The 17,712-nt window shown below is 31.2% G+C and carries 14 protein-coding genes; 4 read left to right on the top strand and 10 right to left on the bottom strand.

Annotated features, from left to right (window positions below):
* Nucleotides 1-23 precede the first annotated feature (23 nt).
* Nucleotides 24-2,762, bottom strand: coding sequence for a glycosyltransferase (locus LN42_RS05495; RefSeq protein ID WP_075780469.1), 2,739 nt, complete (start codon nucleotides 2,760-2,762; stop codon nucleotides 24-26).
* Between the two features lie 131 nt (nucleotides 2,763-2,893).
* Here LN42_RS05495 and nth point away from each other — a divergent pair, with 131 nt between their 5' ends.
* From nth to LN42_RS05480, 3 genes are all read left to right on the top strand, one after another.
* On the top strand, nucleotides 2,894-3,526 hold the full coding sequence (gene nth, locus LN42_RS05490; RefSeq protein WP_075780468.1) for an endonuclease III: 633 nt from the start codon (nucleotides 2,894-2,896) through the stop codon (nucleotides 3,524-3,526).
* Between the two features lie 74 nt (nucleotides 3,527-3,600).
* A complete protein-coding gene (locus LN42_RS05485; RefSeq protein ID WP_217671661.1) occupies nucleotides 3,601-4,992 on the top strand; it encodes a TldD/PmbA family protein in 1,392 nt (463 codons plus the stop codon).
* Nucleotides 4,989-6,305, top strand: a complete 1,317-nt coding sequence (locus LN42_RS05480; RefSeq protein ID WP_075780467.1) for a TldD/PmbA family protein — start codon at nucleotides 4,989-4,991, stop codon at nucleotides 6,303-6,305. The genes LN42_RS05485 and LN42_RS05480 overlap by 4 nt, the downstream gene beginning before the upstream one ends.
* Before the next feature lie 51 nt (nucleotides 6,306-6,356).
* Here the strand turns inward: LN42_RS05480 and LN42_RS05475 are convergent, their stop codons facing one another.
* From LN42_RS05475 to LN42_RS05435, 9 genes are all read right to left on the bottom strand, one after another.
* Complete coding sequence (locus LN42_RS05475) at nucleotides 6,357-7,034, bottom strand: hypothetical protein (protein WP_075780466.1); 678 nt, start codon at nucleotides 7,032-7,034, stop codon at nucleotides 6,357-6,359.
* A gap of 23 nt (nucleotides 7,035-7,057) precedes the next feature.
* Nucleotides 7,058-7,918: a DegV family protein gene (locus LN42_RS05470; protein WP_014296516.1), complete on the bottom strand. Its 861-nt coding sequence runs from the start codon at nucleotides 7,916-7,918 to the stop codon at nucleotides 7,058-7,060.
* A gap of 4 nt (nucleotides 7,919-7,922) precedes the next feature.
* Nucleotides 7,923-8,921, bottom strand: coding sequence for a LacI family DNA-binding transcriptional regulator (locus LN42_RS05465; RefSeq protein ID WP_014296515.1), 999 nt, complete (start codon nucleotides 8,919-8,921; stop codon nucleotides 7,923-7,925).
* Between the two features lie 23 nt (nucleotides 8,922-8,944).
* A complete protein-coding gene (gene bgaS, locus LN42_RS05460; RefSeq protein WP_075780465.1) occupies nucleotides 8,945-10,393 on the bottom strand; it encodes a beta-galactosidase BgaS in 1,449 nt (482 codons plus the stop codon).
* 11 nt (nucleotides 10,394-10,404) lie between these two features.
* Complete coding sequence (locus LN42_RS05455; RefSeq protein WP_014296513.1) at nucleotides 10,405-11,349, bottom strand: ABC transporter ATP-binding protein; 945 nt, start codon at nucleotides 11,347-11,349, stop codon at nucleotides 10,405-10,407.
* Nucleotides 11,342-12,310 (bottom strand): ABC transporter ATP-binding protein, encoded by a 969-nt coding sequence (locus LN42_RS05450; protein ID WP_014296512.1) that lies wholly within the window; start codon nucleotides 12,308-12,310, stop codon nucleotides 11,342-11,344. Before LN42_RS05450 ends, LN42_RS05455 begins: the two co-directional genes overlap by 8 nt.
* Before the next feature lie 9 nt (nucleotides 12,311-12,319).
* On the bottom strand, nucleotides 12,320-13,177 hold the full coding sequence (locus LN42_RS05445) for an ABC transporter permease (protein WP_014296511.1): 858 nt from the start codon (nucleotides 13,175-13,177) through the stop codon (nucleotides 12,320-12,322).
* A 4-nt stretch (nucleotides 13,178-13,181) separates the two neighbouring features.
* A complete protein-coding gene (locus LN42_RS05440; protein ID WP_014296510.1) occupies nucleotides 13,182-14,171 on the bottom strand; it encodes an ABC transporter permease in 990 nt (329 codons plus the stop codon).
* Between the two features lie 105 nt (nucleotides 14,172-14,276).
* Complete coding sequence (locus LN42_RS05435; RefSeq protein ID WP_075780464.1) at nucleotides 14,277-15,953, bottom strand: ABC transporter substrate-binding protein; 1,677 nt, start codon at nucleotides 15,951-15,953, stop codon at nucleotides 14,277-14,279.
* 219 nt (nucleotides 15,954-16,172) lie between these two features.
* Here LN42_RS05435 and LN42_RS05430 point away from each other — a divergent pair, with 219 nt between their 5' ends.
* Nucleotides 16,173-17,693, top strand: a complete 1,521-nt coding sequence (locus LN42_RS05430) for an AAA-like domain-containing protein (RefSeq protein ID WP_075780463.1) — start codon at nucleotides 16,173-16,175, stop codon at nucleotides 17,691-17,693.
* Nucleotides 17,694-17,712: the final 19 nt, after the last annotated feature.

Below are 17,712 nucleotides of genomic sequence, written 5' to 3'. Positions count from 1 at the left end.
CTCCTTTTCAATATAATAGTATATTAATTATTTTTAATAACTTTATTTTGTAAAAAATTTATTAGGTTATTTACAAAAGCAGAAAAAGATAAATCTTCAGATTTGTATTTTCTGTATTTATCTAAATATTCAGGATTCTTGTGTATTTTATCAAAAAGATTTATCAAACCATTTATATCTGGATATTCTGGAAATATTTTTTCAGCATTATTATAATATAAACCTATAAGAGATAATGAGTTAGAGATAGGATTTGGGTTTTTAAAATCTTTATTATAAAATGAAAGAATTGGTAGGCCAATATAATAAGCTTCTGCTAAAGAACTTCCTCCACCTTGAGGGAAGGTATTTAAAAATATATCAACAGAATTTAAAAATCTATAAGCATCTGGAATATAATCTATTAAAAAAATTCTATTTTTATATTTTTTATAGAGTTGTTTTAATTCGAAATGGTTTAATTCATCTATAATATCATTTCCACATCCAATAGCTACAAACACATATTCTTTATAATTTTCTAAAATTTTAAATATAAAATTCCAGAAATCCTGATTTAAAAATTTAATCTTTTTTCCCAAAGATAATATAATTTTTTTCTCCGAAGAAATTTTGAATAAAGTTCTTATATTTTCTTTTTTGGAGTTAATTAATTCAGTATTAACCGGCCATATGAAATCAAATATATTTTTATTTTTATTATGGTATTTTAAATAATCCCAATTGACAACAAAAGCTAATTTTTCATCAAAAAAATTTTCAGGTTGTTGGTGAACAAATCTTCCAGCGGGAATATTTAAAGTTTTTACGAGTGGATATAATAATATGGAAAATGGTGAAAAATAAAATGACGTAAATATAACTATATCATAATCATTATTATTAATATGTTGAGAAAGTTCAATATATTTTTTATATAAAAGTTTTTCTTGAGGAATGAAATATGAAATATTATCTTTTTCTAAGGCTTCTATAGATTGATCATAATTTGAAAAATCCGATTTTCCAAAAACGCTCATTAGTTCATATTCAATGTTAAATTTTTTAAATTCTTTAGCGATTAAGTAATGCATTTTTATTGGAGATTGATGCAAGTCCAATCCATTAAGGATACATAAGATTTTTTTAAGTTTTGAAGTTTTTTTCTTCTTATAATTTAAATCAATTTTTTCTAAAAGCTGGAAGCCTTTATTATAAATTTTATTGTATACTTCATCTGGCATATTTGAAAATCTTTCATATGAAGGCATTTTATAATACATAAGATAATAATAATACATAATTTTTTTAAAAAAATTCATTTTAGAATGATGAAACCATTTTGATAAAAGTGCCATATAATCATCTTCAAGGTAAGAATTTTTGAGATTGTTAATCAATTCAAGTTCTTTATTATAGATTAAAACATTTTTTTTTATTAGTGAAATTTGATTTTTCAAAGATAGCTTTTCAACAAATCTTCTATATTCTTCAGGATTATAATCAGCATTTAAAATCAAATTTACTGCTTCATCAACTGTGTTAAATATTAAATTTTCTGGCCATTGTTTTTTACTGCCATAATAATTATGAATAACAGGTTTAAGACCTCTCGCCATTCCTTCCATAATATTATAAGGATGACCTTCATGAACACTTGTGGAGAGTAAGTAATTTTTATCTTCCCACCATTCATCCATATCATCAACCCAACCATAAAAAATGACGTTATTTTCAAGATTCATTTCTTTTACCATATGTTTTAAGTATATTTCATATCTCATATCCTGAAAATCGCCAGCAATATGAAGCTTATATCTATTATCTTTCTCAACTAATTTTTTTATAATTTGAAGCATCATAGGAGGATTTTTTTTATGAGAAATGTGTGCAACCCAGGCAATATTAAATCCTTTTTGGCGTTTTTTAAAGTTTATTGTTTCAATATCTATCCCATTTGGAATTATTTCAATATCTACCATGTTTTCAATATCAGGCATATACATTTTTATAATATCTCTAATATGTTCAGCGACCAGAATTAATTTGTCAATATTATTCCAGTTTATTTTTGTTGGGTAATAACTTAAAGCTTCATAACTGTGTAAACGCAATATTACTGGTTTAATCTGTGTTTGAGAATAATTGCTGCCGATTATAGCAACTTCATTAGCCCATTCAAACCAGATAATATCTCCCCAGTCAATAGCAGAATAGATTTCTTTATCTGTGGTTACAACAAATTTTCTTACCCAATAATTTTCTGATAAACCTTCTATAATTTCATTAATAAAATTATCCAGCCCTTTAGCACAGATAAAGGCTAATTTAGGCAGTTTCTTAGCATTGGTTATTTTATTTTTAAAAAAAGATATTCTTGCTTCAAAATATTTTGTCATTTCTTTAGGAGCAGCTTTAAAAGCATTTTCTAAATATGTAATAGCTTTATCAAAATCTCCTTCAAATAGCCAGACCTCAGCCAATATATCATTAATAGCCCAATCATCTGGATCTTTTTCAAAGTATTTTAAACCAAATTCTTTAATCCTGTTCCAATTTTTCTTTTTATAGTATATAGTGGTTAAATTAAAAAGAGCATCTAAGTTATCAGGATTCTTTCTTAAAAGTTCTTTTAAGGTAGAAATAGCTTTGTTAACTTTATTCAAATTTAAAAAAGCTAAAGCTGCGATTATGTATTCTTCTTCTGTTCTATCTTTTTTCGAATAAAATAGATTAATAACCTTTTCGAATTTTTTATTCTCAAATAATTGCCTTAGGTTCATTATAGCCCTCCTGAAAAGTTAAAACTTTTTATATTAAAAGTAACATTCTTTATCTATTATACCATAACTTTAATCGTCTAAAATCAGGATAGGATAAATATGATATAATAAATATCGAGGTGATAAAATAAATGAAAAAATCAAAATCGGAAATAAAAAAGATATTAAAAATACTATCAGAAACCTATCCCGAATCGAAAACAGCGTTGAAATATAGTAATAATTTCGAATTGTTAATTGCTGTAATGCTTTCAGCACAAACTACAGATAATCAGGTAAATAAAGTTACACCAGAGTTGTTTAAAAGGTTTAAAACACCGTATGATTTTGCTAAATTCAATCCTGAGGAGCTTGAGGAATACATTAAAGGTGTTGGATTATACAAAACAAAAAGCAAGAATATTATAAAAACATGTCAGATTTTGGTTGAAAAGTACAATGGAGAAATTCCACAAACGAGAGAAGAGTTAATGGAATTGCCGGGAGTTGGAAGGAAAACAGCAAATGTGATTTTAAGCGTAGCTTTTGGAAAAGATGCAATTGCGGTTGATACACATGTCTTTAGAGTTGCAAATAGAATTGGACTGGCAAATGCAAAGGATGTTAAAAAAACCGAAGAGGATTTAATGAAGGAAATTCCAAAGAATTTGTGGGGACAGGCGCATCACTGGTTAATTTATCATGGAAGAAATATTTGTAAGGCGAGGAATCCGAAGTGCGATATTTGTCCAATAAAAGAGTTATGTGATTATAATCAAAAATAAGAACCCATAATTCGCTTTGCGAATTATGGGTTCTTATGTTATAATGATATCATAACAAAATATTCGGGGGTGAAATGGTGTTAAGTAAAGAGCTTGTACAGGATATTATAGGAACCGTTCTCAAACACGGCGGAGATTTTGCCGAAGTATTTGTTGAGAAAAGATATACAAATAACTTTACTATGAAGAATGGAAGTCTTGAAAGTGCAACAACAGGGAATCGATTTGGAGTTGGGGTTAGAGGATTTTTAGGAACAAAGGCAGTATATGCATATACCAATGATCTTTCAAGAGAGTCATTATTAAGTGTAGCCAAAAGAGTTGGAGAAGCTCTTGGTGAAATAAAGGTAGAAGACCTTGTTTTAAATTTAAACAAAACAGAATATGAAAATAAACATCCTGTATTTTTGTATCCTGAAGATATTTCAAAAAGAAAAAAGGTTGCTGTAATGAAGAGAGCATATAATGCAGCAAAAAATTACTCAGACTTAATATCTCAGGTAGTTGTATATTATTGGGAATATGATCAAAATGTATTAATAGCAAACTCAGAAGGTGTTTTTGTTGAAGATAATAGGGTAAGAACAAGATTAATGATAAATGCTGTTGCAGAACATAATGGCGTTATGGAATCAGGATTTTATGGCCCTGGAGCAGGAATGGGATTTGAATTTTTTAATGTTATAGATGTAGAAGAAGCTGGAAAGGTAGCTGCGAGAACAGCTGCAAGAATGGTTAAGGCAGAACCAGCACCAGCTGGGAAATATCCTGTTGTTATTTCAAATGAATTTGGTGGTGTTATTTTCCATGAAGCTGTTGGACATGCTTTAGAGGCAACAGCTGTAGCAAAAGGCGCATCTGTATTTGCAGGTAAATTGGGAGAAAAGGTTGCAGCAGAATGCGTTTCTGCAGTTGATGATGGAACAATTCCAAATGCATGGGGTTCTTTAAATGTAGATGATGAAGGAACGCCAACACAGAGGAATGTATTAATTGAAAATGGTATTTTAAAAGGATATATGATAGATAAGCTTGGTGCAAGAAAAATGGGTATGAAATCCACTGGTAGCGCAAGAAGGCAGGATTATACATTTGCACCAACTTCAAGAATGACAAATACATTTATTTTGCCAGGTGATTATCACCCAGAAGAAATAATAGCAAATACAGAATATGGATTATATGCAAAAAGACTTGGTGGAGGTTCTGTAAATCCATCAACAGGCGAATTTAATTTTGCAGTTAATGAAGGATATTTAATAGAAAACGGTAAAATAACAAAACCAGTTAGAGGTGCAACTTTAATAGGAAAAGGTTATGAAATAATTCAAAAGATAGATATGGTTGGAAACGATATAAAACGTGGTCAGGGAATGTGTGGTTCCATTTCAGGAAGCATTCCTGCTGATGTAGGACAGCCAACAATAAGGGTTTCTGAAATTATCGTTGGGGGGCGAAATAAATGACATTCAATGAATTTAAAGATAAAGCATTTAAATTAGCAAAAGAAAAAGGTTTTGAAGCACAGATTTCATATAATGGAACATATGAATTTTCTTTAAGATTGGGCAATGGAGAATTGGATGAGTATAAAGATGCAAATAGCAATTCAATTTCTTTAACGGTATTAAAGGATGGAAAGATAGGAACAGCTTCAACAACGATATTTGATACTCCTGAAAAGTTAGTGGAAGAAGCAATTACAAATTATGAAATAATAGATTCAGAAGAAGAAAATCTTTTTTATGACGGTTCTGGGAAGTATCCTGAATTTGAATCATATTATGGTGAATTTGAAAAGTTAAGCGTAAAGGAAAAATTGGATAGATTATATAAAATGTCAGAAGCAGCAGGTAAAGATGAAAGAATTGTGATGGTTCCAATGGCAATGTTTGCTCACCAAACATCTGAAATTATTATTGCAAATACATTAGGATTGGAAAAGAGTTATAAAGGCGATGGCGGATATGCATATGCTTCAGTTGTGGCAAAAGACGAATCACCAAGATCAGGATTCTGGTTTGGAATTGCTCCAAAACCTGAAAAATTAGACCTTGAGGCAATTGGAAAAAGAGCAGCTGAAGAGGCTATAGCCAAAATAGGTTCAAAATCGGTGAAAAGCGGGAAATATAGAGTTATTATTAGAAGTGACGAATTTACCAGTTTATTGGCAACTATGCTTATTCCTATGATTTCAGCTGAAAACGCACAGAAAAATATGTCACCATTGAAGGAAAAACTTGGTGAAAAGATTGGAAGCGATATTGTAAATATTAAAGATATTCCATATTATGAAGGTTCTTTAAACAATGCTCCATTTGACAGTGAAGGCGTTCCTACACAGGAAAAAACAATACTTGAAAATGGTGTATTTAAAACATTTTTATATAACTTAAAAACAGCTAAAAAAGAGGGTAAGGAATCTACAGGTAATGCTCTTGGAAGGGGTATTGCACCTGTTAATATGTATTTTGAACCTGGAAAGAAGAATTTTGATGAACTTGTTGAAACTCTGGGAGATGGTATTATAATTACTTCTCTTGAAGGCTTACATTCAGGTGCAAATCCTATTTCCGGTGAATTTTCACTTGGAGCACAGGGATTAAAGGTAGAAAACGGTAAAATAGTAAGTGGTGTGGAACAGATTACAATTTCCGGTAATTTCCTTGATGTATTATCAAAGATTGAAGAAGCAGGAAACGATATGTGGATTTCATTTAGCAGTACAATAGCACCATCAGTAATTATTTCTGAAATTGATATAGCAGGTAATGCATAATATAATAAATAGCTAATAATAAAAGGTCCGGTTTTATCCGGACCTTTTTCTTTATTCCCAGTATATTTGACTTGTTATAATTATTTCTTTCCACGGACCATCTGGAACGTCTTTTTCATCAACAAATTGCCAGTCTATTTTATCAATGTCTTTTAAGTTAAGATAATCCCTTACAGCAGGTGAAACATCCAATCCTGCATAATTGTTTATGGTATTTTTAGGTTTTGAATTTCCAAAAACATATTCTTTATCGTCTTCATTAAATGGGCCAACATCTTCCCATTGTGCATAAGCGACTTTATCGCCTTTTATTATCTTTATCCATCTGTTTTTGCACATAGATTCCAGATTTCCCCATTTCTTTTCTTTGGCCCATGGAATAATTTCATATGCTTCTTTTTTTCTATTTCCGTTTTCATCGAAATCATTATATGGTAAAGCAAAATAGAATGGATTTTCTTTTGGGATAAATCCTGCAGGATAATAACCGTTTCTGTTATCTGGATCGTCTATGCCGCCATAATGTTCTGTCCATTTTTCGTCCCATGCGCTTGGAGTGTTGGTGATATAGCCATTTTCTTCGCTGGCATCTTCTCCAACCCAGAATATTGTAACGGTGATATCCTTATGTAATATATAGTTGTTTTGCATATCTTTTTCTCCTTTTTCGCAGGATATTAGAATTAAGATGATAATAATTATCAATAGGAAATAAAATCCTTTTTTCATCTGTATCACCTATGATAAAAATTTTATATCCTTAAAATTCCAATTCCAACAAGATCCGGTCCTGTATGAACAGCCAATGTTGCAGAAACATCCCACATAAAAACCTTTAAAGAATTTTCAAGTGCTCTCATTTTTGAAAATAACATGTTCTGCAAAGATACAGCCTTTTCTGATTTTCCTGTAATACTAACAACAGCATAAAAATCCCTCTCCCCAACGAATTTCAAGAATTCCTCATACATGGCATTAACAGCTCTTCTAATGTTTCTTACTTTAGCCACTGTATAATAGATTCCCTCTTCGTTAACAGAAATTATAGGCTTAACATCGAGAAAGTTTCCAATAGCAGCAGAAACCTTTCCTATCCTTCCTCCTCTTGCAAGGTATTTTAATGTTGGGATAACATAAAATACGGTAGCGTTATTAATGTCTTTTTTCACTTTTTCCAGTATTTCATCATATGAAAAACCATGTTCTATATATTCTAAAGCTCTATATACTATAATACCTGAACCAATGGAAATATTTAGTGTATCGATATTTTCTATTCTTACATCTGGATATTTTTCCCTTAATTCCCTTGATACCATTGTAAATATATTATAAGAGCCGCTTAAACCATGTGAAATGTTAAATGTAAGAATTTTTTTATAACCTTCATTAATCATATTTTCCATAGTTTCTTTAATTTTTTCTGGTTTTGGCAGTGATGTTTTAACATCTTCATCTAAATGTTCGAAGAGAAATTCTTCACTAAATGTCCCGTCTTCATATTCTTCACCATTTATAAATGTTCGTAAAGGAAGAATTCTTACATTATGTTTTTCAGCTATATCTTTTGGAAGGTCACAACCTGAATCAATAACAACACCTATTTTTTCCATATAATCACCTCTCAATATTTTTTACAGATTCCCTTTCAACTATTTCAAGGGACATCATCATTTTTCTAACAACGCTATTTCTTTTTTCGGGATTTAGCCTATCAATTAACAATCTTGCAGCCATTTTTCCCATTTCTTTTCTTGGCTGCTTTACTGTTGTTAATGGTGGAATGCTAAATTGTGCCATATAACCATCATCAAATCCCATTACTGAAACATCATCGGGTACTTTAATTCCTTCATCGTATAATACCTTTAATGTTTCAAGAGCAATTAAATCGTCTGATGTGAATATTGCTGTAAAATCAACACCGTTTTTTCTTATATATTCTTTTAGTTTTTTATAAGTTGTTCCTGTTGTAAAGCTTGATTCAAGAACATTTACTCTTCCACCTGATTTTTCTATTTGATATTTGAAGCCGTCTCTTCTATATCTAATTGAGTATAAATCAATATCTCCGGTAATGTGTAAGAATTTTTTATGTCCTTTTGACAGTAAATATTTTGCAACCATTTTTCCACCAAGATAATTGTCTATGTTTACAGAGTCAAACCTGAAATCAGTATTTTCTCTGTCTACAGTAACCACTGGAATGGCTATATCGAGTAATCTTCTTAATTTTTCATCATCTTCTTCTGATGTGCAGACTATTACTCCATATACCCTTCTTGTAAAAAAGTATTCAATTGCAACCTCTTCTTCGAGAATACGACCATTAAATGTGGCAATTATAGAACCATAACCATTTTTTCTTAATGTTTCTGTAGCTCCTTCTATAATTTCACTATAATGATATGCAAAAAGATCCGGCACGAGGATCCCTATAATCTTGAGATCCTGTGCCAGTGGAATTGTGGAAGTTTTATAACCAAGCTTTTTAACAGCTTTTAATACCTGTTCTTTTGTTTTTTTATTAACCTTACCTGTTCCATTTAATACTCTGGATACCGTTGCAATGGAAACATTGGCTTCTCTTGCAACATCTTTTATGGTTATTTTCAAGGCAAAACGCCTCCTAACTTAAATCATTTCATATAGAAAACACTGTCAATTAAATGCTTTGTAGTTTTATTTTTTATAATATCTGCATATACCAATAAACTTGGTCTTGGTGTTCGTTTTTTAGTTTCATAATCAACCTTCATAAGTCCAAATCTCTTTGAGAATCCTTCAGCCCATTCGAAATTATCTATTAATGACCAGTGAAGATATCCTTCTATTTTTATTCCTTCTTCAGCGGCTTTTTCAATTTGATTTAAATGAGATAATACAAAGAAAGGTCTTACCCTATCTTCTGAATCCGCTGTTCCATTTTCCGTAACTATCATTCTTAAATTATATCTTTCATTGAGGAATTTTAAAACCTCGTATATTCCTTCTGGATATATTTCCCAGCCCATTTCGCTTGTTGGAAATCCGGCTTTTGATTTTGAATATGGTTCGCAATCGTAGCCATAGCCGCTTAATACAGTCCATCCTTCTTCTGAGTTTTCATCTTTTGCAATAACAGCTCTTGTATAATAGTTGACACCTATAAAGTCGATTTTGTTCTTCATATCTTCCCTTATTTCACCGTCTACATTTCCATATGTAATCATGTCCATAAACCAGAAGTTATAGAAATCAAGAGCTTTTGCCACACAGTCTCCAGCTTCATCACTTTCTGGATAAACAGGTGTAAATGAGTATACAAGTCCCATAGGTTTATCTGTGTATTTTTTTATAACGTCATATGCTCTTGCATGTGCCTGAGCCTGATTTATCATGCTTAATTTATATGCTTTTTCATCTGGATATGCTGGTGGGAATCCTGATTTTACCAGAAGATATCCAAGAGAGGAGACAATTTGTGGTTCATTCATGCTGCTCCATTCATCTACAAATTCATCAAAGTGTTTTACACAGAAACCTGCAAACTTAGCAAGTTCTGTTACAGATAATGTTGATACCCACCCCTGTTCCTTAACATTCCATAAACCTTTTCTTTGAACTTTTATAGGATCATGAAGCCATACAGGTAAACTGAAATGGGTTAAATCCAGTATAACATGAATTCCTTTATTTTTCAAATCCTTTAATATCTTTTTATAATGTTCAACGGCTTCCATATTAGCAACTTTTTCTAATTCAGAAATTGTTTCTTCTGTAACCTCTACATTATATATTTTATCACCATCGCGCTCAATCTTTGCAAATATATTTTCTGTGCTTTCAGGGAATATTCTTGACCATTCAACGCCAATTCTAATAGCATTCATTCCGTATTTCACCATATTTGAATGATCTTCTTCATATTGATTCCAGTAATTGGAGCCATTTTCAGCTCTATCTCCACTAACAATTCCCGCTATTATATTCATCTTATCTGTAGTCCATTTATACCAATCTGTTCTATCGTCTAAATCCTTTATTGAGCCCATTTCAAATTGCATTCCTGATAATGAAACACCAAATAAAAAATCATTTTTAAACATCTTATCACCTCTCAATTATTTTTGTTGGCAAATTTTATACAACTTACCTGATGATTTTTATTAACTGTATAGCTTTCCATATTATATGTTTTACATTTATCTGTTGCAAAAGGACATCTGTGTGCGAATTTACAACCTGTTTTCGGTGGTTCTTCACCTGTTTCTGTGCTTGTTTCTGAATCATCCCATTTTTTATCCAGAGTTGGTACTGAATCAAAAAGCATTTGTGTATATGGATGCAAAGGATTGGAAAATATTTCCTTTGTATCTCCCATTTCTACGATAGTTCCCCTATACATAATAAGCATCCAATCGCTTATGTAATATCCAAGGGATAAATCATGTGTAATAAATAAAATACTCATTTTATTTTTATATTTTAAATCTCCAAGAATATTTAAAACGTCAACCCTTGTTGATGCATCGAGCATACTGATAATCTCATCGGCAACGAGGAATTTGCTTTCAAGTATTAAAGCCCTTGCTATTAATAATCTTTGTAATTGTCCTCCAGATAATTGATGAGGATACTTTCCAATAATATGTTTTGGATTTAATCCCACATCTTTAAGTGATTTTTCAATTCTTCCAAGCCTTTCGCTTTTTGGAATTTCATTGTATAAGCTATTAAAGAGCATATCGAATATATTATCTATTTTATAAATGGGATTGAATGATGCAAATGGATCCTGAAAAACGCCCTGAACATTTCTATAATATTCAATGGGATTATAATCATATATATTTCTATCTTTATATAATATCTCGCCTTCAGTAGGTTTTACCAATTTTAATATTAACTTTCCAATTGTAGTTTTTCCGCTTCCTGATTCTCCTATAAGTGAAACAATTTTTCCATCTTCTATTTCAAATGTAGCATTATCCACCGCTTTTACATATTCTTTTTTTATAAATCCACTTGAAAAGGTTTTAGATAAATTTTTAATTTTAATCATTTAAATCATCTCCAGCATTCCAGCAATATATAGAATGATTTTCTCCAATTCTTTTTTCCTGAGGTACAGCCTTTCTACATTTATCAATTGCAACTGGACATCTATCTGCAAATCGGCATCCTGAAGGTGGATTCAATAACATTGGTGGATGTCCAGGAATGCTCTTAAGTCTTTGTTCTTCAAATTTTATATTCATCTTTGGTAATGAATCTATAAGTGCTTTTGTATATGGATGTTTTGGATTTTTTATTATTTCATCTGTGGGCCCTATTTCAGCGACATGCCCTGCGTATAGAATCATAATTCTGTTGGCAATTTGATATAATACTGAAATATCATGGGTTATAAACATTATTGATTTTACAATTCCCTCATGCATAAACTTTTCAAGCATTTGAATTACAAACTTTTGCGAGCTAACATCCAGAGCCGAGGTTACTTCATCTGCAATTAAAATATCTGGATCGAGTAAAGTTGAAATAACCATAACCACTCTTTGTTTCATCCCACCGGATAACTCTACAGGATATCTGTTTAAAACACTTTTGTCAAGATTCACCATTTCAAGACGTTCTTCTACTTTTTTTGCATCATATTGATAACCATGTTCAGCAAGGAAATCCGTGATTATACGTTTAATCTTTTTTGTTGGTGATAGTGCATCTAAAGCATATTGAGGAATTATGGAAATCTTTTTATAGAGAATCTTATTCATATCCTTATCTGCCAGATTTGTTAATTCCATTCCCCGTAATTTTACACTGCCTCCGGCGTAATGCATTGGCTCATATGGGAATACAAAGAAATTAACAAGTGTGGATTTTCCACAACCTGATTCTCCAGCTATTCCCAAAACTTCACCTTCATGTAGATTAAATGAAACACCGTCTATAGCCTTAACTTCACCTTTTAATGTACTATAATAAACTTTTAGATTATTTACCTCTAATAATGGGTTCATCATACCACCTCACTGTTTCCTGAGACGAGGGTTAAATGCTTCGTCTAATCCTGTATTTACATAGAACAATGTTCCTACAAAGATTGTTATTACCAATCCTGGTGGAACAACCCACCACCACATTTTTAATTGAATAGCACTCCATAATACAGCCTGTTGAAGCATGGTTCCAAGTGAAACGCCCCTTGTTGGACCAAGACCTATAAAATCAAGTCCAATTGCCGATAATATTGCTCCTCCAAATTGAAGGATAAATACCATAAACACATAAGACATCATATTTGGTGCTATTTCCTTAAAAACTATTTTCATGGGTTTTACCGCTGTAATTTTAGCCAGCTGTACAAATTCCCTTGATTTTAATGAAAGTGTTTGTGATCTTACAGCACGGGCTGTCCACGGCCAGCTGGTTAAACCAATTATTATACTTTCTATTGTAACGCCTCTATATGGTAAATAAGCTGCAATTATAATCAGTAATGCCATAGTAGGAATTACCATCATGATATTTGTAATCATCATTAAGAATTCATCTGAAAATCCCCCTAAATAGCCGGATATAAATCCAATTATAAGTCCCACTATTGTAGCAATTCCACCGCCTATTATTCCAAGGTATAATGAACTTCTTAAACCATAGACAAGTTGTGAAAATATATCATGACCAAAGGTTGTTGTTCCAAGCCAGTTGGTGGAATTTGGCGGAGAATATGGCATGCTTGAGGTATCAAGCGGATCAAATTTTGCAATCATTGGTCCAATTATTGCAAGCAAAACAAAAAATATCAATACAATGCTCCCAAAAATTACACGTCTATTTGTAAAGGTATAATATAACCCTTCATGATTTTTCAACCATTCTTTCATTTCCTCACGCCCCTTCTACAAATGAAGCTTTTACACGTGGATCGATTAATACATAAACTATATCAACAATAAAATTAGCTATTAATACACCAAGAACTATAAATAAGAAACAACCCTGGATAAGGAAATAATCCTGATGTAAAATTGCCTGTAATAATAAATAACCAATTCCAGGATATGAAAAAACAACCTCTGTTGTTAAGGCTCCTGCAACTATTGTTCCCAATTGTAAAGCAAGACCTGTAATTTGTGGAAGCAAAGCATTTTTGTATGCATAATTTAATCTCAAACGCTGAGATAATCCTAAACTTCTCATATATCTTGAGTAATTTGATTCAACTTCATAAATAATCATATTTCTCATACCTATAGCCCAACCGCCAAGCATTACCATAAATAATGATAAAAATGGCAATATCCAGTGTGAAAGAAAGTCAAGGATAAAATCTACAGACCATTCAGGATTTATTGAATAACTATAAGCACCTGAAATTGGAAATATAGGATTTACAACACCTAAAAACCAGGCTAAAATAATAGCAAACCAGAAGTATGGCATTGCTGTAAAAAAGTAAGAAAGAGGAATAATAACCTTTTCCACGAATTTATTCTTTATGGCATAAGCACCGAGTTTATTCCCAACAATCCAGCTTAATAATATTGATGGCAATAATAACATTAAATCATATGGAATAGCCTCTTTTATTACTTCCATAACAGGTTTTGGATAAAGATATAAACTTACGCCAAGATCACCGTGAAAGAAGGCTTTCCAGAAATCTATATATTGAGTTAAAAGCGGTTTGTTTAATCCAAATGCTTCAGTAAAGTAAGACATCATTAATTGTCTTGAACCTGGCATTGCTGCAAATCTGCCCATAAGCAATGCAACAGGATTACCTGGCATAAATCTGGGTATTGCCCAGTCAATTGTTATTGCTACAAAAAAGGTTAAAAAGTATATTGAAAACTTTTTCTTTAAATAACTATTCATTAATGGCACCTCCAAACGAAGTAAAAAAACAGGGTAATCAGGAAAGGCTGCCAGGTGGCCTGACAGCCGAAATATTGAGGACAAAGTATATGAAGAAACTTATAATTACTTAGCTTTTAAGTTTAATAAGATTTTTACTGCTCCAAACTGCCATTGTCCTGGCCAGCTACATGGATAACCATAAGGATTATTTTCATCTGGCCAATTTTCCCATGCATAAGTACTTGCCTGGAACCACAATCCGTTGTGCCATACAGGAATTGCTGGCATTTCTTTTAATAAAATTTCTTCTGCTTCTGAGAATAATTCCTTTAATTTTGCTTCTTCAGAGAAAGGTGTTTTGTTTATTTCTTTTATAAGTGAGAACAATTTTTCATTTTCATATCTTCCAAAGTTTCCATCCCACATTTCATCCATAATCAATGGATTTGCTACAAAATTTAATAATGTCCATGGTGAAACAGAACTTGTTGAACCGTAATCATTAATGAGCATATCAAAGTTTCCTGTTGACATATCTTCTTCATATTTACCCTGATCAGGGAATTTTGCTTCAGCTTTAATTCCAACCTTTCTTAAATCTTCAGCAATTGATTTTACTGATTCCATCCAGTCTGTCCAGCCATATGGAACAACTATTAATAAATCAATTGTGCTACCATCTGGCAAATCTCTCCAGCCATCACCGTTTCTATCTACATATCCTGCTTCATCCAATAATTTCTTTGCTGTTGCTGGTGAATAATTAAATCCATATTTTTCTAAAACCTTTTTGTCTTCGTATTTTTTCCATGCAGGTGTTGGCAAGAAACCAAGTGAATCTGCTGCAATAACCTGATTTTCATAAACTTTATTAACTATATTCTGCTTATCAATTGCATAAGCTACGGCTTTTCTGAATTGTGCATTGTCCATAGGTGGTTTCTTTGTGTTCATGAATAAATATGCTGTACTTGAAGATAACATATATGGAGATTCTTTATACCATGTTTTAATATTTTCATAAATTTTTGCAAGTCTTGGTATTCCAGGAAGGAAGAAGTTACTCCAATCAAGAGTTCCCTGTAATAACATACCAAGTGCAACGTTGTTACTTGAAATAACAATTTCAATTACCCTTTTTGGAACGGGTTTTCCAAATACTTCATTACCCCACCAATCGTCATTTCTAACAAAGATACATCTATCCTGACTCCAGCCTTCGACCTTATACATACCAGAACCAACAGGATATTCATTTGCACCTTCTATGATTTCATTTTTTGATTTGTTTTTCCATATGTGTTCTGGCAAAATAGGAATACTGTATAAATTTACTTCCCATGAATGATAAGATGGTTCTTTAAAAATGAATCTTACTTTATTGTTGCTTCCGAGCTCAATTCTGTCAAGACTTTCCCAGAGATTGTGATAATAAACATCTTCATATTTCTTACCAAGCTCAAATGTAAATTTCACATCCTGAGTTGTAAATTTTTTCCCATCGCTCCATTTTAAATTATCTCTTAATGTTATTTCATATGTGTTTTTATCTACCCATTTTCCATCTTTTACAAGCCATGGTTCCATTTGACCTGTAATTGGATCATAGTTGAAAAGTGTTTCATAAACTAACCCTATCGTCCCTGAGACTGAACCCCATGGAAGGAATGGATTCCAGTTACTTGGTGGTTCCCATAATCCTCCCCCAACGTACAAAGTTTCATTCCTTGCATATCTTGCACCAAAAAAAGTACTTACTAACAATACCAATATTCCCAAGGTTACCATAACTTTTTTCATAAGATTCCCCCCTTATAAAATTTCAACGTTTTCATTCTCTCATGAAAATATTTACATTCCAAACAAGAAAAAATGAAAAAATTTTCCATTTTATATAGAAAAAAGACAATAAAAAAACTTAAATGTGTTTCTTTGAAATTTTTAAAATATTTGTTTAAATTAGAATAAGCATATTGTGATATAATATTTATGCCTATTTACTGTGTGGAGGTGGAAATGATGAGGACGTTTTGTACATCAGGACCTGTTGATAAGAAAACATGTTATTATGTTGAAAGACCGGATATAATGGCAGAAGCGCTTAATCATATAGAAAATTGGAGATACTTTACAGTATCTGCACCAAGACAGAGTGGGAAAACCACGTTATTAAATGATATAGTTGAGAAGATAAAGGATAAATATATAACCATTTTTTTATCCTTTGAAGATTATAAAAATATGAAAACGGAAGAAGAGTTTATAGAAACCTTTTATGAAGAAATAATAGAAGAAGCAGAAAAATACAATATAACTCTTGAAACAAAATCTCAAAAAATAAGAATGATAAAAAATATATTTGAGGAGATATATAAAAAAACTGGAAAAGAAGTAGTATTAATGATAGATGAATTTGAAAAATTAAATAACGAAGAAATAATGAATACATTATTGCATGTAATAAGAAAAATATATCATAAAAAAGAGATGTACAAACTTCGAAGTGTAATATTAATCAGCGTAAGTTATTTAAGCGGAGTATTGGAAGACAATGCCAGTCCGTTTAATATAGCAGAACATATGGAAGTACCATACTTTACAAAAGAACAGGTATATGACTTACTCTCACAACATGAAAAAGAAACAGGGCAAATATTCGATGAAAAGGTAAAAGAATTAATATGGCATAACGCAGCAGGGCAACCTGGACTAACCAATGGTCTTGCATATGATTTAGTGGTAAAAAAAGCAAAAGGAGAAAAGATAATAACAGAAAAGCATTTTGAAAAAACATTATATGACTATATAAAAAAATACATAGACAAAAATATGGAAAATATAATATCAAAAGCACACGAAGAAAAAGAAATAGTAATGCAGATACTATTTGAACCAGAAAGCGTTGAATTTGATATAAGTGATGAAAGAATAAAATTTCTGTATTTACATGGAGTAATAGATGATTGTGAAGGGAAATGTTGTGTAAAAGTACCGTTATACTACAAAAAATTATATAATCATTTCAAACCAAAAATAAATGGAGAAAGAAAAAAAATATTAGAATATGAAGATAACCTGAAAAAATATATAGATAAAGACGGAAACTTAAAACTCAATGAGTTATTCAAAAGATATATAGAGTATATAAAAAGCAGAGGAGCTGTAATGTTCAAAGGCAGAAATTATTATGAAGGAGTATATCAATACAATTTGGATCAATTTTTAAGTACATACATGGGATTGCTTGATGGGAAAGTATATCCAGAAACACAAATAGGTGGAGGAAGAATAGATTTAATGGTAATGTATAAAGAAAAAGAATATCTAATAGAAGTAAAGGCAAATATAATAAAATACGAATATGAAATAGCAAAAAAACAATTAGTAGAATATTTAAAAAGAAGTGGTTTAAAAGAAGGCTGGCTTGTGATATATTCAGAAGCAATAGAAGATTTCAAACATGAAATAGAAGAAATAGATGGAGTAAAAATCAATGTGTGGTTTATAAAAACAAATTTTGAAAATCCATCGAAAATTTAGCATGTTATAAATTAGGAGA

The organism is Marinitoga sp. 1137 (genome assembly GCF_001941525.1).
In the GTDB taxonomy this organism is placed as follows: domain Bacteria; phylum Thermotogota; class Thermotogae; order Petrotogales; family Petrotogaceae; genus Marinitoga; species Marinitoga piezophila.
This window is presented reverse-complemented; position numbering and strand designations above follow the sequence as displayed.

Bases quoted from the DNA above. Each gene is read 5' to 3' on its own strand.
- LN42_RS05480 (WP_075780467.1), top strand. From the start codon at position 4,989: ATGACATTCAATGAATTTAAAGATAAAGCATTTAAATTAGCAAAAGAA.
- LN42_RS05455 (WP_014296513.1), bottom strand. From the start codon at position 11,349: ATGATTAAAATTAAAAATTTATCTAAAACCTTTTCAAGTGGATTTATA.
- LN42_RS05485 (WP_217671661.1), top strand. From the start codon at position 3,601: ATGGTGTTAAGTAAAGAGCTTGTACAGGATATTATAGGAACCGTTCTC.
- LN42_RS05445 (WP_014296511.1), bottom strand. From the start codon at position 13,177: ATGAAAGAATGGTTGAAAAATCATGAAGGGTTATATTATACCTTTACA.
- LN42_RS05495 (WP_075780469.1), bottom strand. From the start codon at position 2,762: ATGAACCTAAGGCAATTATTTGAGAATAAAAAATTCGAAAAGGTTATT.
- LN42_RS05470 (WP_014296516.1), bottom strand. From the start codon at position 7,918: ATGGAAAAAATAGGTGTTGTTATTGATTCAGGTTGTGACCTTCCAAAA.
- LN42_RS05475 (WP_075780466.1), bottom strand. From the start codon at position 7,034: ATGAAAAAAGGATTTTATTTCCTATTGATAATTATTATCATCTTAATT.
- nth (WP_075780468.1), top strand. From the start codon at position 2,894: ATGAAAAAATCAAAATCGGAAATAAAAAAGATATTAAAAATACTATCA.
- bgaS (WP_075780465.1), bottom strand. From the start codon at position 10,393: ATGTTTAAAAATGATTTTTTATTTGGTGTTTCATTATCAGGAATGCAA.
- LN42_RS05440 (WP_014296510.1), bottom strand. From the start codon at position 14,171: ATGAATAGTTATTTAAAGAAAAAGTTTTCAATATACTTTTTAACCTTT.
- LN42_RS05430 (WP_075780463.1), top strand. From the start codon at position 16,173: ATGAGGACGTTTTGTACATCAGGACCTGTTGATAAGAAAACATGTTAT.
- LN42_RS05450 (WP_014296512.1), bottom strand. From the start codon at position 12,310: ATGAACCCATTATTAGAGGTAAATAATCTAAAAGTTTATTATAGTACA.
- LN42_RS05435 (WP_075780464.1), bottom strand. From the start codon at position 15,953: ATGAAAAAAGTTATGGTAACCTTGGGAATATTGGTATTGTTAGTAAGT.